General features: G+C 61.8%; 25 protein-coding genes and 1 pseudogene. 14 read left to right on the top strand and 12 right to left on the bottom strand.

All coding sequences use genetic code 11. The annotated features are described in order from the left end of the window. Positions 1-2: 2 nt before the first annotated feature. Entirely contained in the window at positions 3-854 is an 852-nt protein-coding gene (locus tag FEZ59_RS01140) for a fused MFS/spermidine synthase (RefSeq protein WP_172932122.1), read from the bottom strand. A gap of 175 nt (positions 855-1,029) precedes the next feature. On the opposite strand from FEZ59_RS01140, the gene FEZ59_RS01135 reads away from it, so the two are divergent. From FEZ59_RS01135 to FEZ59_RS01120, 4 genes are all read left to right on the top strand, one after another. Further along, positions 1,030-2,157, top strand: coding sequence for an NDMA-dependent alcohol dehydrogenase (locus tag FEZ59_RS01135; RefSeq protein ID WP_020908136.1), 1,128 nt, complete (start codon positions 1,030-1,032; stop codon positions 2,155-2,157). Between the two features lie 189 nt (positions 2,158-2,346). After that, the gene (locus FEZ59_RS01130) at positions 2,347-3,168 is read left to right on the top strand and encodes an alpha/beta hydrolase (RefSeq protein ID WP_070386519.1); all 822 of its coding nucleotides are present in this window, start codon (positions 2,347-2,349) and stop codon (positions 3,166-3,168) included. A 43-nt stretch (positions 3,169-3,211) separates the two neighbouring features. Beyond that, a complete protein-coding gene (locus FEZ59_RS01125; RefSeq protein WP_172932120.1) occupies positions 3,212-4,243 on the top strand; it encodes a cupin domain-containing protein in 1,032 nt (343 codons plus the stop codon). 18 nt (positions 4,244-4,261) lie between these two features. Then, a complete protein-coding gene (locus FEZ59_RS01120) occupies positions 4,262-4,783 on the top strand; it encodes a hypothetical protein (protein WP_029255607.1) in 522 nt (173 codons plus the stop codon). Positions 4,784-4,831: 48 nt separating this feature from the next. On the opposite strand, the gene FEZ59_RS01115 is transcribed toward FEZ59_RS01120, so the two are convergent. Then, complete coding sequence (locus FEZ59_RS01115; protein WP_029255606.1) at positions 4,832-5,518, bottom strand: GntR family transcriptional regulator; 687 nt, start codon at positions 5,516-5,518, stop codon at positions 4,832-4,834. Positions 5,519-5,646: 128 nt separating this feature from the next. Between FEZ59_RS01115 and FEZ59_RS01110 the strand changes: the two genes are divergently transcribed. The 3 genes from FEZ59_RS01110 to FEZ59_RS01100 are packed head-to-tail and all read left to right on the top strand — an operon-like array spanning position 5,647 to position 8,565. Further along, complete coding sequence (locus tag FEZ59_RS01110) at positions 5,647-6,567, top strand: rhodanese-like domain-containing protein (protein WP_172932118.1); 921 nt, start codon at positions 5,647-5,649, stop codon at positions 6,565-6,567. Positions 6,568-6,610: 43 nt separating this feature from the next. Continuing rightward, complete coding sequence (gene thiM / locus FEZ59_RS01105; protein WP_003941658.1) at positions 6,611-7,456, top strand: hydroxyethylthiazole kinase; 846 nt, start codon at positions 6,611-6,613, stop codon at positions 7,454-7,456. Then, a complete protein-coding gene (locus FEZ59_RS01100; RefSeq protein WP_172932116.1) occupies positions 7,456-8,565 on the top strand; it encodes an LLM class flavin-dependent oxidoreductase in 1,110 nt (369 codons plus the stop codon). The genes thiM and FEZ59_RS01100 overlap by 1 nt, the downstream gene beginning before the upstream one ends. Here the strand turns inward: FEZ59_RS01100 and FEZ59_RS01095 are convergent. Together FEZ59_RS01095 and FEZ59_RS01090 are read right to left on the bottom strand one after the other, a co-directional pair. Beyond that, the gene (locus FEZ59_RS01095) at positions 8,558-8,908 is read right to left on the bottom strand and encodes an inorganic pyrophosphatase (RefSeq protein ID WP_172932114.1); all 351 of its coding nucleotides are present in this window, start codon (positions 8,906-8,908) and stop codon (positions 8,558-8,560) included. The genes FEZ59_RS01100 and FEZ59_RS01095 overlap by 8 nt on opposite strands. 2 nt (positions 8,909-8,910) lie before the next feature. Then, on the bottom strand, positions 8,911-9,690 hold the full coding sequence (locus tag FEZ59_RS01090; RefSeq protein ID WP_202022306.1) for a helix-turn-helix domain-containing protein: 780 nt from the start codon (positions 9,688-9,690) through the stop codon (positions 8,911-8,913). A gap of 56 nt (positions 9,691-9,746) precedes the next feature. Between FEZ59_RS01090 and FEZ59_RS01085 the strand changes: the two genes are divergently transcribed. Continuing rightward, positions 9,747-10,139 (top strand): VOC family protein, encoded by a 393-nt coding sequence (locus FEZ59_RS01085; RefSeq protein ID WP_172932112.1) that lies wholly within the window; start codon positions 9,747-9,749, stop codon positions 10,137-10,139. A 72-nt stretch (positions 10,140-10,211) separates the two neighbouring features. On the opposite strand, the gene FEZ59_RS01080 is transcribed toward FEZ59_RS01085, so the two are convergent. The 5 genes from FEZ59_RS01080 to FEZ59_RS01060 all read right to left on the bottom strand — a co-directional run bounded on the left by FEZ59_RS01080 (position 10,212) and on the right by FEZ59_RS01060 (position 13,600). Then, a complete protein-coding gene (locus FEZ59_RS01080; RefSeq protein WP_019748933.1) occupies positions 10,212-11,255 on the bottom strand; it encodes an alpha/beta hydrolase family protein in 1,044 nt (347 codons plus the stop codon). A 150-nt stretch (positions 11,256-11,405) separates the two neighbouring features. After that, positions 11,406-11,744: a DUF3349 domain-containing protein gene (locus FEZ59_RS01075; RefSeq protein WP_070797519.1), complete on the bottom strand. Its 339-nt coding sequence runs from the start codon at positions 11,742-11,744 to the stop codon at positions 11,406-11,408. An 11-nt stretch (positions 11,745-11,755) separates the two neighbouring features. Continuing rightward, positions 11,756-12,082, bottom strand: a complete 327-nt coding sequence (locus FEZ59_RS01070) for a DUF3349 domain-containing protein (RefSeq protein WP_020908123.1) — start codon at positions 12,080-12,082, stop codon at positions 11,756-11,758. A 34-nt stretch (positions 12,083-12,116) separates the two neighbouring features. Continuing rightward, on the bottom strand, positions 12,117-12,398 hold the full coding sequence (locus FEZ59_RS01065) for a hypothetical protein (RefSeq protein ID WP_021344617.1): 282 nt from the start codon (positions 12,396-12,398) through the stop codon (positions 12,117-12,119). A 14-nt stretch (positions 12,399-12,412) separates the two neighbouring features. Beyond that, complete coding sequence (locus FEZ59_RS01060; protein WP_003941590.1) at positions 12,413-13,600, bottom strand: inorganic phosphate transporter; 1,188 nt, start codon at positions 13,598-13,600, stop codon at positions 12,413-12,415. A gap of 183 nt (positions 13,601-13,783) precedes the next feature. On the opposite strand from FEZ59_RS01060, the gene FEZ59_RS01055 reads away from it, so the two are divergent. The 4 genes from FEZ59_RS01055 (at position 13,784) to FEZ59_RS29880 (ending at position 15,394) form a co-directional block, all read left to right on the top strand. Further along, positions 13,784-14,092, top strand: coding sequence for a pyridoxamine 5'-phosphate oxidase family protein (locus FEZ59_RS01055; RefSeq protein WP_172932111.1), 309 nt, complete (start codon positions 13,784-13,786; stop codon positions 14,090-14,092). Between the two features lie 96 nt (positions 14,093-14,188). Continuing rightward, positions 14,189-14,647: a DUF5994 family protein gene (locus FEZ59_RS01050; RefSeq protein WP_172932109.1), complete on the top strand. Its 459-nt coding sequence runs from the start codon at positions 14,189-14,191 to the stop codon at positions 14,645-14,647. Positions 14,648-15,147: 500 nt separating this feature from the next. Further along, a complete protein-coding gene (locus FEZ59_RS30355) occupies positions 15,148-15,288 on the top strand; it encodes an MspA family porin (protein WP_346343211.1) in 141 nt (46 codons plus the stop codon). A 7-nt stretch (positions 15,289-15,295) separates the two neighbouring features. Further along, a complete protein-coding gene (locus FEZ59_RS29880) occupies positions 15,296-15,394 on the top strand; it encodes an MspA family porin (protein ID WP_242459668.1) in 99 nt (32 codons plus the stop codon). 571 nt (positions 15,395-15,965) lie between these two features. On the opposite strand, the gene FEZ59_RS01040 is transcribed toward FEZ59_RS29880, so the two are convergent. Next, complete coding sequence (locus FEZ59_RS01040) at positions 15,966-16,106, bottom strand: hypothetical protein (protein ID WP_172932108.1); 141 nt, start codon at positions 16,104-16,106, stop codon at positions 15,966-15,968. 158 nt (positions 16,107-16,264) lie between these two features. Here FEZ59_RS01040 and FEZ59_RS01035 point away from each other — a divergent pair, with 158 nt between their 5' ends. Further along, positions 16,265-17,338 carry a beta-ketoacyl-ACP synthase III gene (locus FEZ59_RS01035; protein WP_172932106.1) on the top strand — a complete coding sequence of 358 codons (1,074 nt, stop codon included), beginning with the start codon at positions 16,265-16,267 and terminating at the stop codon, positions 17,336-17,338. Between the two features lie 513 nt (positions 17,339-17,851). Here the strand turns inward: FEZ59_RS01035 and FEZ59_RS01030 are convergent. Further along, on the bottom strand, positions 17,852-18,082 hold the full coding sequence (locus tag FEZ59_RS01030) for a hypothetical protein (RefSeq protein ID WP_172932104.1): 231 nt from the start codon (positions 18,080-18,082) through the stop codon (positions 17,852-17,854). Positions 18,083-18,541: 459 nt separating this feature from the next. Here FEZ59_RS01030 and FEZ59_RS01025 point away from each other — a divergent pair, with 459 nt between their 5' ends. Beyond that, positions 18,542-18,823, top strand: a complete 282-nt coding sequence (locus FEZ59_RS01025) for a hypothetical protein (protein WP_172932103.1) — start codon at positions 18,542-18,544, stop codon at positions 18,821-18,823. A 278-nt stretch (positions 18,824-19,101) separates the two neighbouring features. Here the strand turns inward: FEZ59_RS01025 and arr are convergent. Further along, positions 19,102-19,523 (bottom strand): annotated as a pseudogene (arr, locus tag FEZ59_RS01020) (NAD(+)--rifampin ADP-ribosyltransferase). Between the last annotated feature and the right edge of the window lie 281 nt (positions 19,524-19,804).

The following is a 19,804-nucleotide window of genomic DNA, read 5'->3' as shown; positions in this document are numbered from 1 at the left end:
GCTCAGTCCTGCCGAACCGGCGCGTTCGCGGCGAACTTGCGGACTTCGGCGTCCTGCCACACGTGGGCGGGCACGCCGCCGCCGAGTAGCTCGCGCGCGAGCGCGGGTTGCCCGCCGATCGGTACGTCGCTGCCCGCGATGATCATGTTGCCGTAGCGACGGCCCTTGAGCATCGCGGGATCGGCGATGATCGCCATGTGTTCGAACTGCGCACCGATCGTTGCGGCTTCACTGCGCGCGCCCTGAAGATCCGGGGTGTCGCCGCAGTTGACGATGTAGATACCGCCCGGTGCCAGCACGCGTCGTACGTGGGTGGTGAATTGCGTTGTTGTCAGCGGAGTCGGAGTTGTGTTGCCGGCAAAGACATCTCGAATCACGACGTCTCGGGTGGACTCGGTGAGAGTTTCGGTGACGGCGCGGGCTTCACCGACACGAATGCGCAGCAGCGGTGCGCGCGGTAGGTCGAACCAATCGCGCACCAGTTCGGCCAGGGCGCCGTCGATTTCGACAACCACCTGACGCGCGTCGGGGTAAGTGGCGGCGAAGTACCTGGCCATGGAGCAGGCTCCGCCGCCGAGATGCAGAACCCGCAGACGCTCGGTCTTGTCACGTTCGGAATCGACCAGATGCGCGATCCACCGCATGTACTCGAAATCGAGCACCGTCGGATCTGCGACGTTCACGTGGGAACTGGGCACTCCGTTGATCTGGATGATCCAGCTGTCGTCGGAGTACTGGTCGCGGACAAGTTCGCACGTCCCGGTATCGATCGGAAAAGTACCGGCGACGGGACCGGACTCGCCTCGCTCGGGAGTACCGCTGCGAGTTCTTGTCTTGCGAGTTCCCTTGGCCACTGTGTTGATACTAGCCGTGCGCGTTTCCGGTAACGCCGAGTACCAAAAAGGCTCACGGACCGGCGGTATTCTCGAGTAGTTTCAGGCACACTCGTAGGTGGAGTGTGATCGGCGACACAAATGCCGGCGCGTTCTTACGTCGTCCGTGCATCACGAAGAATTTCGAGGAGTGCAGGTGAAGGTCAAGGCAGCGGTAGTCAAGGCGCCAGGTCAGGCATGGGAGATCGAAGAGGTCGAGCTGGGGGACCCGGTCTCGGGTGAGGTACAGGTCCGACTCGCCGCATCGGGGCTGTGCCATTCGGACGAACATTTGCGTACGGGCGCCAGCCCGCTGCCCTTCTACCCGGCCTTGGGCGGGCACGAAGGCGCCGGAGTGGTGACGAAGGTCGGCCCGGGTGTCGCGAGCGTCGAAGAAGGCGACCACGTGGTTCTCGCCTTCATCCCGGCGTGCGGACGTTGTCCGTCTTGCGCGAAGGGTCTGCAGAACATCTGCGACGAGGGAGCCGGCCTGTTGACCGGGCAGGCGATCTCCGACAAGACGTACCGCGTCACCCTCAACGACGAGCCGGTCATCCAGATGTGCCTGCTCGGAACATTTTCGCCGTACGTGACCGTCAACGAGGCGTCGGTGATCAAGATCGAGAAGGACATCCCGCTCGACAAGGCGGCCTTGCTCGGCTGCGGTGTTGCCACCGGTTGGGGATCGGCCACCGCGATCGGTGGAGCCAAGGTCGGTGACACGGTGGTGGTCGTCGGCGTCGGCGGCGTCGGAATCAACTCGGTGCAGGGTGCGGCGTCAGCCGGAGCACGATTTGTGATCGCGATCGATCCCGTCGAGTTCAAGCGCGACAAGGCAAAGGAATTCGGCGCCACACACACGTTTGCCTCCCTCGAGGAAGCGCTACCGGTGATCGGCGAGATCACCTGGGGCAAGATGGCCGACGTCACCGTGATCACCGTGGGCGAGATTCACGGCGACATCATTCAGCCCGCGCTCAGCGCGACGGGCAAGGGCGGGCAGGTCGTGGTCGTCGGAATGGGGCACTACGCGGATTCGCAGGTGACGCTCAGCCTCTTCGAGCTGACCCTTCTACAGAAACGTTTGCAGGGAGCCATCTTCGGCGGGGTAGGACCACGGTCCCAGATTCCCAAGTTGCTCGATCACTACCGAAGCGGCGCACTCAAACTCGACGAGTTGGTGACCAAGACCTACAAGCTCGAGGAGATCAACGAGGGTTACGCCGACATGCTCGAGGGAAAGAACCTGCGCGGAATGATCGTCTACACGGAGGACGATTACTGATCGTTCCCCCTCTGACTGAAGGGTCCGGCCCGACACCACACTTCGTGGTGTCGGGCCGGAGTCTTCTGCCCCCATGCAGATTTCTGTCGATCGATGAGTCGACTGCCCCCGTAGTGGGCACTCGCAGAGTGAGGAAACCGGGCGCCGCGTCCAGACCTCAGTCCACGACTCGACAGAGAAGAGCAGAACATGCCCTACATCACCACTTCCGACGGAACCGAGATCTACTACACCGAGCACGGCGTCGGCCGGCCGATCGTCCTCAGCCACGGGTGGCCGCTGAGTTCTGACGCGTGGCAGGTCGAGATGAAGCTGTTCGCCGACGCCGGATACCGGACCATCGCGCACGATCGTCGAGGGCACGGTCGCTCGTCGAAGACGTACACCGGCAACGACATGGATACATATGCCAAGGACCTGGCTGAGCTGATCGACACGCTCGACCTGAAAGACCTGATCGTGGTGGGCCATTCGACCGGCGGCGGGGAAGTGGTCCGCTACGCGGCGCAGCACGGCAAGGGGCGCGTGGACAAGGTGATCACCGCCGGCGCCGTTCCGCCGATCATGGTCAAGTCGGACGGCAACCCCGAAGGCACACCGATCGAGGTGTTCGACGGCATTCGTGAGGGAGTTCTGCGAGATCGATCGCAGTTCTACAAGGATCTCAGCGAGAGCTTCTACGGCGCGAACCGCGAAGGGGCCGACGTATCGCAAGGGGCGAAGGACGACTTCTGGCGACAGGGGATGTTGGTCAACCTCGCCGCGGCCTACGACTGCGTCAAGGCATTCTCGGAGACGGATCAGACCTCCGATCTCGAAGCCATCGACGTTCCGTTCCTCATCGCTCAGGGCGACGACGATCAGATCGTGCCGATCGGCGCAGCGGCGGAGAAGGCGATCAAGCTGGTGAAGAAGGGCACGCTGAAGGTGTATCCGGGCGCACCGCACGGAATTTACGGCTCGTATCAGGAGACCCTGGACCGGGACATTCTTGCCTTCATCGAGGACTGACGTCAGCGATTCGGAAGGATAAGAGTCGAACGGATCAAAGGCCATGTCCACACACGTTGCCTCGCTACGCGATGGTCCCAGTGTCTTCGAGAACGAACTCGGATCGATCTCGCAACTCGACACGAGTTCGTTGCCGATCCTGTCCGGTCTGTCGATCAAACGAATTGTTCTCGGCCCCGGTGCGATCCGCGAACCACAATGGAACGTCAACGCGAACCAGATCGCCTACGTCGCCAGCGGAACCGTGCTCGTCTCGATGTTGGGCAATGCCGACGAGTTCGCCAGTTTCGTGGTGCGAACGGGGCAGATGTATCACGTCGAATCCGGCGCGATTTATCACATCGAGAATGTCGGAGAGGAGGAGGCGGAGATCATCGCTGCCCTGCGTACTTCAATCCCGCAGCACTTTTCGTTGCAGAGTAGCGTCAGCGCAATGTCGAACGCGGTGCTCGGCAATACCTACGACCTCGCCGCGTCAGCCTTCGACGTCTTCGGTAGGGCCGATGCGTCCCAGATAGTTCGGCGGGACGGCGCCGCCGTCGTTCCCGATACCGCCGGCTTTCCCAACGCGCATCTCTTCGATCTCGACGGCCAGATCGCGCCTCTCGCATACCCGTACGGACAGGCGAAAGTGGCACGCAAGCAGTATTGGGCGGCGCTGGAGGATCTTTCGATGTACTCGTTGACTATTCGCGAGAGTGGAATGCGTGAGCCACACTGGCATCCCGTCACTGCCGAAATGGGATACGTGCATCGTGGTCACGGGCGGATGACGGTCCTCGATCCGGACGGTTCGCTCGACACCTACCTACTGGAGCCCGGTCAGGTGTATTTCGTTCCGCGTGCCTACCCCCATCACATCGAGGTTCTAGGTGACGAGGACATCAACTTCCTCATCTTCTTCGACCAGCCGACGCCGGGCGACATAGGCTACCGTGCAACGGCTTCCGCGTTCTCGCGCGGCGTTCTCTCGGCCTCGTTCGGTGTTCCGGAACGCGATCTGCGGCAATTTCCTTTCACGCCGGTCGATCCGCTCATCGTCTCGCGTAACAATCCGATCGACCGCCAGCACTGACCGGCAAGGACGCCCATCATGACCGACTCGCTGATCGTGACCGATCACGGTACGACGCTCGACTTCACGTACGACGATGCTCTGCGCTATCACGGGCCGCAGGCGCCGGGAGGGGTGGCGCATGCCTACAAAGTCCTCGAGCGCGCACTCGGTGTGCTCGGCGGGGAAGGCTCTGTCGAGCGTCGCGAGTTGGTCGTCACCACTGCACACGGCGGACCAGGAGTGCGCGACGCGTTCGAGTTGGTCACGCGCGCAGTGACCGAAGGGCGGTACACCGTCGACAGTTCCCTGGCCCGGCCTGAACGAGGAAATACGCTCGCACTGTATGTCTTTCGGGTCGGCTATCGCGGCGCGAGCGCCACGCTGACTGTTCGGGAGGGATTTGTCGTCGACGAGTTGATCACTCTCTCCCGCAAGACTGACCGGACAGCCGAAGACGAGTCACGGCTGACAGTGCTCAAACAGGAGATGGCGGACCGAGTGATGTCGAGCCCGGCCGAGAGCGTGTACGACGTCGAGATCGGCACGCTCCCCGCCTGACTGACGGCGGCGTAGGCGTCAGTGTGCAGAACTCGGGGCTGTCTGAAGTCAGCGGCTGGCGAACATCCTTATCCGCTGGTCGCGACTGCGCTCGAGATGGTTGCGCATGTGGCCACGCGCGGACGATTCGTCCCTGGCGCGGATGGCGTTCAGGATCTCTTGATGTTCCGAATTGAGCAGGTCCGGTTCGCCGTAGTTCGACGGCGGGCCGCTGTCGTAGATTCGCAATTGGGTGGTGAGGCGGATCAGCAGTGCCGTGATCGTGGAATTGTGGGCGGCCTGCCAGAGGGCCTCGTGAAACTTGAAGTTCCCGGAACGCACCTCGGTGCCTTCGGTTGCAGTGCAGCAGAACTCGTGTAATCCGTCCAGGCGAGCAAGGTCGAGATCGCTGTGGCGTAGTGCCGCGGCGCCTGCCGCTTCCGATTCGAGGGCTACCCGCGCCGCGTAGATCTCGATGACGTCCTCGGGTGTGCCGGAACGGACACGAAAACCGCGAGCGGCTCGTTCGAGTAGTCCGTCGTGTGCGAGCCAGTTGAGTGCTTCCCGGATCGGGGTGCGGGATGCGCCGTACGATTCGCATAATTGAGTCTCGTGCAGCGGAGCGCCCTGGGGGAACTTGCCGGCCAGGATGTCGGCTCGCAGGCGCAGGTACTGCCGCGAGGTCTGATCGGACCGGCCGAGCGCAGCCTCCGGCACCAGCAGATCGGTGGTGCTCGTATCGGCGTCGAGATCCATGTGTCCCCATTCCTGTGCATGCAAGTAGAGCGCGTTCGATTATGCCATCGACGACGAGTGAGTACTTGCGTATACGCTAGTACTCATTTAGGTTCGTGCTTGTTCGTTTCCGAGGGAGAGGGTCCGAAGTGGCTGGAGAGACCGCGTCGCCGCTGGTGAGTGCCGCTGAACTCGACGCGATGCTGCGTGAGGGAGGCGTCGCCGTGCTCGACGCGACGGTTCATTTTCCTCCCGCGCGATTTGACGGCGACTACCGCCCGGAATCCGGGTACGGCGGCTGGGTCTCCTCGCACATCCCGGGTTCGCGACATGTCGACCTCATGGACGTCTTCTCCGAAAGGGAAGCGGCGCTGCATTTCACACGCCCGCCAACGGAGCAGTTGGTTTCCGATCTCCAATCCAGTGGTATCGAGCCGGGCGCGACAATCGTGATCTACGACCAGGGATCGACCACCTGGGCATCACGGCTCTGGTGGGTGTTTCGCAACGCCGGCATCGAAGCAAGAGTTCTCGACGGTGGCCTAGCCGAATGGACTCGACGCGGCTTCGCGCTCGCGAGCGGCGACGACGAAACCCACACGTCGGCGTCGACGCGTTGGAGCGTGACGGATCTGGGTCTGTGGGTCGATTTACCTCGCGTTGCGTCGCTGTCCAGCGGAGGCGAAGCCGGAACGCTGGTGTGCGCTCTCGCGCCTGAGCAGTACGAGGGAACCGAGAAGACGCGATACTCGCGACGCGGACACATTCCGTCAAGCGTGAATCTGTCCGCGAAGAGTCTTCTCGACTCCGACTCCCGGATGCTTCCGGTCGAGAAAGTCTTGTCGAAATCGGCCGACGTTCTACCAACCGCCACCGGCCCTGTTGTGATCTATTGCGGTGGAGGAGTTTCGGCGTGTTTGACCGCACTTGCGCTGATCCGCAGCGGCCACGCGGAGGTCAAAGTCTACGACGGTTCGTTAGAGGAATGGACTGCAGATCCGGTTTTGCCGATGGTTGTCGGCAGTGAGCCCGGTGGCGCGAATCCGGATGTGCGATGTCCGCGGTCCTGAATCGCCGCAGTCCCCAAATACCTCCCGTCCTGAAGGAATTCTCATGTCTGACACTGTCTCTGTCGAAACCGTCGCGTCGGCGATCGACGCACTCCGCGATCAGGTACCGCTCGTCCAGTCGCTGACCAACATCGTTTCGGCGAACTTCTTGACCAATGTTCTGCTCGCTGCCGGCGCAAGCAACGCTCACATCGACAACGTTCATGAAGCGGGTGGGTTCGCTGCCATCGCCGGGGGAGTGCTCGTCAACCTCGGAACGCCGGACGACGGGACAGCCGAAGCCTTCCTGATTGCCGCAGAAGCGGCCCGAACTGCCGGTACGCCATGGGTTTTGGATCCAGTCGGTGTCGGCGGACTACCCTGGCGGAGCGGTATCGCTGTGGATCTGCTGCGCTTTCACCCCAGCGCCATCCGCGGGAACGCATCGGAGATCATCGCTCTGGCCGGACTCGGCGGTGACACCCGCGGCGTCGACAGTGCCTCCGACTCCGCCGACGCAGTGCCCGCCGCTCTGTCACTTCTGAAGCATGCGGATGCCGTGTCGGCATCAGGCCCGGTCGACTACATCGTCGGCCGCGATGGTGGCGGCGACGTTCGGGGCATCCGAGTCTCCGGTGGCAGCGCTCTGTTGCCGCGCGTGACCAGTACCGGTTGCTCTCTGGGAGGCCTGGTCGCTGCCTACCTCGCCGTTACGCCGACCGCGCTGGACGGATTGGTTGCCGCGCATACGCACGTTGCCGTGGCATCGGAGATCGCCGAGGAAAATGCCTCAGGTCCTGGTTCTTTCGCGGTCGCGTACCTCGACGCGCTCTACACCGTGAATGCGGACACCATCCGCTCACGTGCCCGAATCGAATCGTTCGACCTGCCGGCTGGAGTGCAGAACTGATGGGCGTCAAGACATTCTGGTATCTCACCCAGGCCGACGGGGACTACCCGTGGAGCCCCGGTGGGCTGTTCCCCGTGGACGGGGCCAGGCAGATCGAGCTCGCGAAGACCATCGACGACGGCGGATTCGAAGGTGCGCTTGTTGCCACCTGGCCGAACGATCCGTTCATTTCGGCGACGTGGGCGGCAGCGCACACCACGCGCATGAAGTTCCTTGTCGCCGTCTACGCGAACATGACGCCGGCGCGACTGCTGGCGGAGAAGGCATTGACTTTCGACGCCTTCAGCGGTGGCCGACTGTTGATCAACTCGGTCAACGGACGCGAAAACATCCTGACCAAGTACGACATGAACGTGCCCCACGACGAGCGTTACGAGTTGGGGGAGCAGTACTGGGCGGACTTCCGCCGCATCTACGCCGAAGGCACGGAGTCGAACTTTCCCAACACACCACTGCGTATCGATGCGCCCGCTGGGCATCAGGTTCCGCTGTGGGGTACCGGTGATTCGCCTGCAGGCCTGGCGAATTCAGGCAAGGTGCTCGACACCTATCTGGCGATGTTGCGCGAGACTTCGTTCATCGAAGACAAATTCTCTGCCGCACGGGCGGCGGCGGAGGCAGCCGGGCGCGAGTTCACCGACTTCGGTGCGCTGACCGGTGTGATCGTTCGCCCCACCAAGGCGCAGGCGCACGACCGGTTCCGTTCGTTGTTCGAGAAGACGGGCGTCGAGCAGATCGCTCATGTCTTGGACAACGCAGTGCGTCGTCGTACTCAGGGGAAGCAAGACCTCAAGACTTTCACCGCTCGCGACGCACAGCGGCAGGGCTGGGCGGACAAGATTGCTTCCGGCCGACTTCCGGAACCGGAGGAGTTGTACGTCGGTGACGGGCTGTACGCGGGTATCACAGCGTGGTCGCCTCTCGACATCTTCGGCACCGGGTCATCGGCGGTGTACTACGTCGGCGATCCGGATTCGATCACGGACTCGGTACGCACGCTTCGCGTCCGAACCGGTTTGACTGCACTGATCCTGGCAGGTTGGCCGCTGATCGAGGAAGCGAAGTGGGTTGCGGAGCATCTTGTTCCGCGATTCGACGAACTCAGCTGACTTCGCGTCGCCAGACAGTGGTACCGAGACCCAAAGTGTCGCGGAGAAATGCTGCGGCAGTGCCGATTTCATCGGCAGTGCAGTCGAGAAGGATCTTGACTTCCACGTCCTTCTTGTCGATGTCGGCAATAACGGCCATGGCAACAACGCCGTTGCCGACGGCAGAGCCTCGGAACAGATCGATCCCGTCGCCGTCCGCGCTGACGGTCCCGTCGAGATAGCCGTAATCGAGCGGATAAATCGCAGCGGGGTAACGCGGGTGTGCCGACCCTCGGGGGCGATCGATCACGACAGTTGACGTGGCAGCCAGGTGATCGAGGGCGGAGAACAGGTCTTCGCTCATCGTTATCGGTGCTCGCGCAGTAGCTGAGTCGGTGTCAGGCCTGTCAGCGCTCGCGTATCGCGCGCGAGGTGGGCTTGGTCGGCGTAGCCGGCGCGACCGGCCAGCGACGACAGCGTGAGATTTGCATCGCGGCTGAGAGTCAACACGTCCTGGATACGTTGCACTTTCTGAATCATTTTGGGGGACAGCCCGATCGACGACGTGATCGAGCGTCGAAAATGACGTTCGGAAACACCGAGGTCTGCGGCGATCTCTCGTATCGGAGTCGAAGGGGAGGAGATGAGCGCGGAGTAACCACGCTCGATTCCGTGGTCGGGTTCCAGTCCGCGCCACAACTGGCCCAGTAGGTGAGCGTCGACTGCCTCGTGGCTAAGGGCGTCGGCAAGTACCCGCGCTTGTCTGGAAGTGAGGATGTCGTCGAAGGCGATCTTCGAATCCTGCACCGCGTCGGCCGCTGTGCCGAGCAGGCTCCGCAGAGCCGGCGGATTGATCCGGATGCCCCACATGGTTGTACCGGCGGCGACCGAAACCAGATCGGCACCGGTTGCGGGTCCGACGAGCCACGACTTTCCGGTGCTGTCGACGATGAAGTCTGCGCAGAGATCGGGAAGAATCCGCTTTGCTTCTGTGGGCGCATGGGGGTCAGTAGTGCTTTTCCACGCGCAACTGAAGAGGCCGGCCGAACCGGTGATCCGAGTCTCGACATAGGTGTGGCCGTTTTGTTCAAGACTCGAAGCTACCGTCCGACTACCGTCAAGAGCGAGGGTGTCAGTGCCGGTCATCAGATCATCGTCACACACTCGCCGATCACTTCTCGACCCGAAACAGGAGAAATACCGTGTCCGTCTCTCCGAGACTCGATCTCGTCGGAATCGTCACCAACGATCTCGCGCGTTCCCTCGCGTTCTACCGAACCCTCGGGCTCGACATTCCGGAAACACTCGCTGACGCTCCACACGTGGAGTTCACTTTCGACAGTGGGCTTCGGCTGGCCTGGGACGCGCTGTCCACCATCGCGAGCTTCGATCCTGACTTCGTTGTCGGGGAAGGTCGACACCCCGTCGCTTTGGCCTTCGATTTCGGGACACCCGCTGCAGTCGACGAGGCGTATCAGCGCATCACAGCCGACTTCCCCGGACACAAAGAGCCATTTGATGCCGTGTGGGGCCAGCGCTACGCCGTTCTTCTCGATCCCGATGGCAATACCGTGGATCTCTTTGCCGCGCTCTGATTTCGAACGACGCAGGCCCCGACCGAAATTCGGTCGGGGCCTGCGATTGTCGGTGATCGAGTCGTTGTCAGTTCACCAAGCGTTGAGGGTGTCGAGGATCTGGCCTCGGGCCTTCCACAGTTCCGCGCCCCAGTACGGCCACGAGTGAGTGCCGTTGGCCGGGAAGCTGTACGTTGCCGGAATTCCCAGGGAGTTCATGCGCAGCTGGAATGCCCGTGAGTTCATCAGGGCAAGGGCTTCGAGGCCGATGGCGCTACCGGTATTCACGAAGTCGACGGGACGACGCGGTTGATCGAACTGCCCGGGTAGGCCGCTCGCGGCGGAGATGTACAGAGAGAGCCCAGCCAGCTCGGGTGCAAACACGAAGGGGTCGTTGCGGAGCCAAGCGGGGTTCCATGGCGGTCCCCACATGGCATCGACATTGAAGGACCCTGCGCTGACCATGGCCACGCGGATTGCTTCACGCATGCCGGGAGCTGAGATGTTGAGGTATCCCGAGAGCGATCCGGCGAACTTGAACTGATCGCGGTGATAGGCGGCGAGCGTCAGTGCCGCGCTGCCACCCATGGACAATCCGAGCACACCGTTGTTGGTTCGGGAGACGCCGCGCGATTCCAGATAGGCGGGAAGTTCCTGGGTGAGGAAGGTTTCCCATTTGTACGTGACCGGCTGGCGATTCAAATTGCTGTTCGCATACCAGTCCGAGTAAAAGCTGGACTGCCCGCCGACCGGCATGACCAGGGTGACGTTGTCGCCGCGATACTGCTCGAGAGCGTTGGTCTCGAAACTCCATGCGTTTCGGTCGTCGCGTGCTCGTAGACCGTCGAGAAGATAGAGCGCCGCGTTGCCGCCGCGCGAAGCCCACTGGATCTGAACCTTGATCGGCCCCATCGAGGAGTCGACGAACACTTCCTCGTATCCACCGGCCGGGGCGGTGCGCGCGGGCGCTGCGGTCGCTACTGATCCGCTGATCAGGCCTGCGGTCAGGGGGAGTGCGAGTGCTGTCGCGGCGAGGCCGAGGATCCGACGCTTGATTCGTTTCGAAATGCGGTTTCTCGAAATATCCGGGTTCGAAATATCTGGGTTCTTCGCCAAATCTGTGTGAGCCTCGTGCATGTATTACTCCCGCCCCAAAGGTGCTTGCACACCGAAATCCGACCGAGCCCCCCGAGGCACGGAATTCCTGATGACACTAAGTGGTCTGTATTGACGTCGTCGGCTCCGTTACCGTTTCGTTATCAAACTGGTCTGATTTAGGTAGTGCCGTCATGCGTCGTCGACCGGAGGTTGCGCGTCGATTTGCCACCCTCCACGAATTAGGTGTTCACGTACCCGGGCGACGTCCGATTCGTGCGGAATATCGTCGGTGACCTTGGTGATGAGGACGCCGATGTCGATCGGATCGACCGGAACCGGAAAGTCGATCGGATCGACCGGAACCGGAAAGTCGGCGACGAGATCGTCGGCAAGAACGGCGATCTCGTCGTCGGACAGCTGTCGCCGGAGCAGGGCCATCAAAGGGACGTAGTCCTGCTCCGGCACGCCGTTCGGATACCCGGCACGGAGCCAGCCGAGTATCGAAGCCAGAAGTGGTGGAAGACTCAACGAATCGAGCTTCAGTCGTTGTCGAGATCAGCGAGGGGCCACCCGGCGGCGGCCAGGACGGAGGCAACGCGCGCGATGTCCTCGTCCGAGGGAGTCTGGCTCGTGAGATCGGCGATCTGAGCGCTGATCTCGTCGCTCGAGATCACCTGGTCGCTGTTGACGTCGCTCAGTTCTGCGAGTGCAGCGCCGATGGCAATGTCTCGAATTTGCGCGTCCGAGAGCTTGCGTCGTAGCAATGCGACCAGCGGAATGCGGTCCTTGGGCGGTATGCCTTCGGGGTAGCCGGCGCGAAGCCATTCCAGAATGGACTGAGGAAGGGATGGAGTCGGTGCAGTCACGGTGATGTCTTTCCGCTCGTGAGGGCGCAAGGGATCAGAAGATCTCGATGCCGAATGTGTGGCTGAGGAAGCCCTGCATGATGAAGAGGATTCCGGTGACGATTGCGATGAGCACTACCGCGAAGCACACCACTGCGCCTGCCACGGCCAACGGACTGCGAGCCGCGACGGCAGTGCTCCCGCCGCCACTGCCACGTTGCCCGGCGTCGAGGGACTTCAGGCCGATTGCGAAGATCGCCGGAAGTCCGGCGCCAAGCAGGAGGCCGACAAGCACGACCTGCCAGAGCGAGTCGACGGTGTTTTCCAAGATATCCATGTCGATTCCCTCTTTCAGGCTTTGACGTCGGTGGTGACGCGGGCGTCCGGACCGGGGACCTCTGCAGGCACCAGGCCGCCGTCCCACTCGGCGTTGACGTTGCTCGGATCGATGGGCTCCTTGCGGGAGCGCAGGTACATCCAACCGGCCAGGGCGATGAGCACAGCGAAGACGACCAGGACACCGGGCAGGCCGCCGACGATGTTGGCCAGTCCCCAGCACAGAGCGCCGACGATCGCAGCGGACGGGAGAGTGATCAACCAGGCGACCGCCATACGTCCGGCGACGCCCCAACGAACCTCGGCGCCCTTGCGTCCCAGACCGGTTCCCATGATGGAACCCGTCGCCACATGGGTGGTCGAGAGTGGAAGACCGAGGTGGCTGGAGGTGAGAATGATGGCAGCAGAAGATGCTTCGGCCGCCATGCCCTGCGGCGCTGCGATCTCGACCAGGCCCTTGCCGAGCGTGCGGATGACTCGCCACCCGCCGAGGTAGGTTCCGGCAGCGATCGCGAGTGCGCAGGTGAGCTTGACCCAGAACGGCATGTCCGCGTCGGCGGAGATGGTTCCATGGGCGACCAAGGCGAGGAAGATGACGCCCATTGTCTTCTGAGCGTCGTTGGTGCCGTGGGCGAGGGAAACGAGTGAAGCCGAACCGATCTGGCCGAGTCGGAAACCCTTGTCCTTAGTTTCCTCACCGACGTTGGAGGTGATGCGGTAGATGAGCCAGGTTCCGGCCGCTGCAACCAAGCCGGCTACGACGGGAGCGAGAACTGCGGGGATGACAACCTTGCTGAGGACGCCGCTCCAGGCGACACCGCTCATTCCGAGGGACGCGATGGCGGCGCCGATCAGGCCGCCGAACAGTGCGTGTGAGGAACTCGAGGGGATGCCGAGCAACCACGTTGCCAGGTTCCAGATGATGCCGCCGACAAGGCCGGCGAAGACGATGGTGAGCAGCGCTTGGCCACCCACATTTCCGAGGTTCACCACGCCCTTGGCCACGGTAGCAGCAACCTCTACCGAGAGGAAAGCTCCGACCAGGTTCAAGGAAGCAGACAGAGCGACTGCCACCTTGGGCTTGAGGGCGCCGGTTGCAATCGACGTGGCCATAGCGTTGCCAGTGTCATGAAAACCGTTGGTGAAGTCGAACCCCAGAGCGGTTACGACGACGACGAGGAGAACGATGAGTTCCGCATTCACGAGAAGTCATGTTCCAACACCTGCGGGCCACAAATCGACCTGAGACGTGGTCGTTCCGCGACATTTCCATCACTCGGCACCTGTTGTTCATCTTCGTCCGGATAATTGTCCGTTTCGAAACGCGCGAGGCAGAGAAAATTCATTCGTGTGCATGGTCGTGGAGTTTGTGGAGGCATACGCCAATTGCCGGACGGACGTATCGGGTTCTGGACTTCCTCGAAATCGGGTAAGGCCAGGCGGCTGCGGAACAACCCACGCGTCACCGTCGTGCCGTGCAACAACAGCGGAAAGGTTGCCGACGGCTCTTTGCTGGTTGCCGGGACCGCTCGCTTGGTGAGCGGCGGACCTGAATTCGACGAGATCCGCAGCAAAGTGAACGCGAAATACGGTGTGATGGTGCCTATTTCGAAATTCTTCAACACCCTCGGTCACATCGGTAATGGTCCGTTCCCGTACGGCGACACCGGCGTGGTCATTTCCGTCGATGCGTAGTCGGGATTGCGCAGCGGAGTAGCCTGAAAGTATGGAACCCACGACCGGGCGCCTCTGCCTGACGGTTCCACGAATCCTCCGTTAAGGAGCCTCGTCATGGCGCACATCAGCACTCTCGACTATGCAATGGAAGCGCCGCAGCGCCATGTCGGGCAACCTTTCCCGTCGCCGACGCGGACTCCGCGGTTCCTGCTTCGTGGTCAAGGCGCCGTCAAGGCATCGGTAGACGGCGCGTGGTTCCCATGGACCACCAACGTCACGGCGGAGCTTCACGATCTGATATCCGCACTTTCGCTGAGGTTGGGGCCGATCGCGCGGGTTGCGTTCGACTGGAACACGATCAGCAGCGCGCAGCGTCGTATCGACGAGGTCGACGGACTGGAAGTGCGGGGTCCATACCCTGGCCAGCCTCACGATTTGATGTATCTCGACGACATGTACGGCCGTCAACTCGTTCTGATGATGATTCCGCCGTACACGGATCCGGACCGTGCGTACGAGATCATGCGCCGGTTGGTGGATCCTGGCCGCAGCGAAACCTATCGGGTGCAGTGAGATCTTTCTGGCGGGCGGGGTCAAATCTTTCGATTCCTGAACATACGTCCAGTTTGTCTGGTTTGATGGTTCTCGTAACCACAATCTCAGGCGCATTCCTTCAGGTCAGCGCTTGGGCGCGGCAGCTTGACTCCCTGCTGTGTCGTCGGTCGGGCATGCCCACCACCCTCCCACTGTGCGTGAGCGCCGGATCGAAGGAAGCCCTACCCTCCCCACGGGGGTGGGGCTTCTACCTTGTTCGGGCTGACCGGAGTTCGCATCGCCGAGTCCGCCGGCTTGTCCGGCAGTTCGGGACGCCCTGGTCCGTAGCATCGCCACTGTGAACATCTCCCTACTCGGTGCGGCGGGGCTTCAGGACTGCGTCGACAGTGGAATGGACTGTATGGACGGATTCGGGGCGTTCGTTCTTCTGTCCGGCGGCGGATTCATTCTCGCCTTGATATGGATTTCCCTGTGCCTTGTCGGAACGGTCGATGTAGTCGGGTGTCCCGTCGGCGAACGTGGGTGTGAATGCGTCGGTGAATCCGAGTATTCAGTCGACGATTGCGCCGGGCACGATCACGACGATTCCGTTGGGGAAGAAGGATCTCGAGTCGTCGAAGGCGTCGATCACGGGCAGAGAACGTGCACGTGAAGGTTGATGCGTGCATGGGGCCGGTGACGATCCGCTCGTACGCGCAACTCTCGGTGTCGACGTCGACGTCGGACAACACGTTGTTCGTGTACTCCGATCCCACCTGGATTTAGCCTTTGCAGTCAAAAGCCGCCCTGCTGGCGAGTCTGATAACTTTGTCCGACAGAATAATTGAGTGTTTGGAGTTTCAATCCTGCCCGTCCGTAGTGCCGAACAGCTCCCACCCGGACCCGCATTGCAACCCGCTTCTGCCGGTGACCGTCGCCACGATGGAGGCGTCAATGACGACTGGGGTCCGAACAGTGAACTGAGCGAAACATCGAAGGAACGCAGGAATCCTGATCAACGCCGCGTTCGGAGACGGCTGGACGGTCGACTTGCCGGACGACTCGATCGGGAACACCGGAGGTTGGTCCCCGGTCACCGGTGATCAGGTTCGTCGACGAAGCAGTGTCGCATCCCAGTGGTCGTGTCGGGCTCTATCTCGTCGACCCCGCGATCAATCAGGGGAAACATCTTCTATGGTGTGAGTGCCTGGTAGAGACTTCCGAGCCAGGTCCGCCACAGTGACACCGGACCAGTGTCTCGCGACCGGGGGGTTACTCATCGTGGCCATCGCGGCAGCATTACGGTTCGCGGTCCTCGTGATCGACGATCCCGACGATCGCCGGCTGGTCGTGGGTGTCATCCACGACTTATCGCCCCCTGATCGTCGACGAGCACGAATCGTTCAACGGTGGTGGTAGCCGGCAGCTCACCCTGGCCCACGCCGGTGACGCCCGTTGAAATGTTCCACATCCATGTCGTCGAGCTGTTCTCGATCATGCGCGGATTTCCTTGACGGGCAATTCGAATAATATAGCGGCGCTTCATGTCCCGGCGCCGACACACTAGGTCGGATCGCCTATCAGCGCGATGTTGTGCCCCAGGGAAGGGGGCATTGGCGGAGCGTGCGTTTGTGTGGGCTGTGTCGTTCATGTTAGATGCAGGGGGCGTGGACTGACAGGTCCCCCGGAGAGGATTCCGTGCTCATATCCACAGCACAGCCCGTTACGCACACGGCCCTCCTCGGGTTGGGCGTGTACCGGCCCCGACGTAGTGTCCCCAATTCCGAAATCGTCGATCGTATCGATTCTTCCGATGAATGGATCCGCACCCGTTCGGGCATTACGTCCAGAGGTTGGGCGGAACCGGACGAAACCATCGTGGCGATGAGCGTCAGTGCCGCTCGCAGTGCACTCGCCGCGGCCGGTATCGCAGCCGAACAGATCGATGCAGTCGTACTCGCGACATCGTCGCAAATGGTGCTGGGCCCTTCCGCGGGCGCGGTCGTGGCGACAGAACTAGGATTGCACGACACCGCAGCTTTCGACGTCTCAGCTGGGTGCGCGGGTTTTTGCTACGCGCTCGGCAACGCCGCAGCCCTCGTCCGCGCGGGTCAAGCACGTCATGTGCTGGTAATCGGAGTGGAACGGCTTTCCGATCTACTCGATCCAACCGACCGTACCTGCGCTTTCATTTTCGCGGACGCGGCTGGAGCAGTCGTTGTAGGTCCGTCCGAGTCCGAAGGTATCGGTCCGGTCGCATGGGGTTCGGATGGAAGCCAGACGTCTGCAATCAAGCAGGACAAGGACTTCACTCAGTACTTCGCCGAGGTCGCTGCGGCCGAGGATTCCGGCGAACGCAGTGAACGGCCGTACATCCGAATGAACGGACAGGCCGTATTTCGTTGGGCGATAACCTTTTTGGAGAAGGCTTGCCGTGATGCTCTGGACAGAGCTGGAATCACGGCCAACGATCTCGATGCGTTCGTTCCGCACCAAGCCAACAGTCGCATCACCGACGCGCTCGTGCGAACGCTGGGCCTACCCGACACCGTCGCGGTGGCCCGCGACATCGCCGAGAGCGGTAATACCAGCGCGGCGTCGATTCCGATGGCCATGGAACAACTTCTCCGTTCCGGCGAGGCCCGACATGGAGACATGGCGCTGCTGCTGGGATTCGGTGCCGGCCTGGCTTATGCGGGACAAGTCGTCCGTCTCCCACCTTTGGCATAATCCACCCGTTCGATGACAGGCGAGACCCGCGTGGCGCACGCGCCGTTGTGACGTTGCTTCTGACTTACTTCAATGGGGCCTCGAGTATCACTTACTCGAGATGGGGAGACAGCGATGTCCGTTCGGACGTACGAGCAGGCTGCGTCCGACGAGATCGTTGAGAGGGCCGAAAAGTACACCGAGACGTTGCGTGAGAATCTCCGATCGAATGACAGCGAAGGCCTGCGAACCTTCGCATACGATTCGACATGCTGCGAGCGTGCCGATCTCGCTGGCGGGTGAGCTTGCGGTCGGTGAGGTAGCGCAAGCGCGAGCCGCTGACGCTGGCTGAATGGCCGTGATCCTCGAGTACGCATGTCAGAGTAGGGCTTCGGGTGGAGCGGGGAGTTGCCCGGTTTCCAGGAAGATGATGCGGCGTCCGATTTCGACGGTGTGATCGCAGAACCGTTCGTAGAACTGGCCGAGCAGGGTGACGTCGACAGCAGCTTGTATTCCGTACGGTCACTGCGGGACTTAGGTGACGGTGAACAGGCGCCGGTGCATTTCGTCCATGACCGTGTCGGCGGCGACAAGCTCTTCCGCGCGTTCAGCGTCGACGTGCCGAAGTGCCAACTGCGTTTCGGTGGCACGGACCGGTGCGGTTCTTCCCATGTCCTCTATGACTGGCCGCGCTTCGGGTGGGACTGCCGGTGTGGGGTGACGCAGGCGGGCGATCTTGGCTACATGGGTAGCCAGTCCGCCCATACGCTGCAGACTTGCGGCGATGTAAAGCCCGCCTACGCTGAATCGCAGGTCATGCGCGACGGGGGCCGAATCCGGTGGCCTCAACGCGGGCAGTGCCGATTTCGAAACCTTCGAAGGGACTGGATAATTCCGGGGAAGTGCTCCATGCGGTAGCCGAAGGGTGTCCTGTTGGATTCGACGTGTTGGTAGATGGATTGCAGTGGAACGGTATTCGGCTCACACGCTCAGGTGGAGCCGAATACCGATCCGGCGGTTACGGCCGGCGGTTAGGGTCTGATCCATGGGTGGGGGCACGGGCGGTGTGGCGACCATGGGCGGCACCGGCTTGTCAGAACTCGGGGACTCGTCTCGAATGAGACAAACAGAGAGGGGTTCGCTGGATTTTCGCCGCAGTCGAAGCTTGGAGAGTTCGGTCCCGATGAAGGAGCAGGTACCGCGCCGACCTAAACTGGGGCCACGATGCCCACACCGCCGCCGTTCCCCTTCCGCCGAACCGGCAGAGTCATCTACAGCTCGCGAGGCCTCTACGGCTGGGGAATAGTAATCCTGCTCGTCGTCACGCTGATCGGAGCAGTGGTCTGCGCCTACGCGGGGAACAACACCCTCACGGCCGTCGTCGTAGCGTGCAGCTTCCTCGGTGTGCTGCTGGTTATGGCTGGGTGGTGCATGTACTGCGGACGGCGCGTGCAACTGTGGGAACGCGAATACGAGCGAATCATGGGTCACCGCTTCGGCGCATAATCCGGAGTTTGCGCTGTATCTGTCTATGCGTGGGCGATGGCGTCGGAGGTGAGCCCAAGCCGCAGCTCGAGGCCCGTTTTGACGTCGCCGGTCATCGCGTGAATTTTTTGCGCACTTGGGCTTGTGCGTTCGGCCTTGTGTATCCGGTCATCGATCATGGCAAGTGTTGGGTGTGTCCGTGGAGGGCTACAGGACGGTGCAAGATGCTCCTATGCACTCTTCGTTTCAGGGAGCGTCGCTCATGGGACGATGCGCCTGCTGACAGTCCTGTACGCATCTCAGTTGAGGATTTCGCCGCGTTCGGCCGAGAGGAGTGCCGTCAGTCGTTCTCGCCAAGTCTGGAGCTGTTGGGGTGTCAGTCGTGTCCATTCGGTGATTTCGCTGGCGATGCGTAGGGGGCGCTGCTGCGGTACGACCGGGTGGGGTTGCCGGGGAACTTTTTGTCGGTCACGTTCGGGTCGTTCTCGAATGCCCCGGTTGGGGTTACTGCAAATACCCGCGGAATCGCGTCGCTCTTTGAGAGTTCTGCGGCGATTTCGGCAGCGACGCCGGCTCCGTCGACAAGGCTGGTGAAGTAGATGTGGTTCATCACTGTCTCCGGGCGATAGTTCGATGGGCGACCTGCGGTGAGGATCTCACCTACGCGAAGGTCGGCGATCGTGCCATGGAAGAACGGTCCCTCATCGAGTAGTTCAGACATCTGTATTCCTCTCGTCCATCTGGTGGGGAGGAGCAAGTCTGACGGACCACCCGTGCACACTGCTTGGCCCGCGGATGGTGTTCGCCGCAGCATTTCCTGGTGGTTCGAGAACAAACGCGATCGTCGTCTCCCGAGGTGTCCAAGTCTGCACTGCCGCAAGATTATTCGAGTCACTGCTAACCTCAATTCGCCAGCAGTTTGACATGCGCCTCATCTACCGCGCGATGGGCTTCCCGCCGCGGCAGTGGTGGTGAGTTGGATGTGCGTCCCACCGCGAAAGG

The sequence above is a fragment of the Rhodococcus sp. MS13 genome (genome assembly GCF_013277835.1).
Lineage (GTDB): Bacteria > Actinomycetota > Actinomycetes > Mycobacteriales > Mycobacteriaceae > Rhodococcus_F > Rhodococcus_F erythropolis.
Note: the sequence above shows the minus strand (reverse complement) of the source record. Positions and strands in the feature narration are given on the sequence as shown.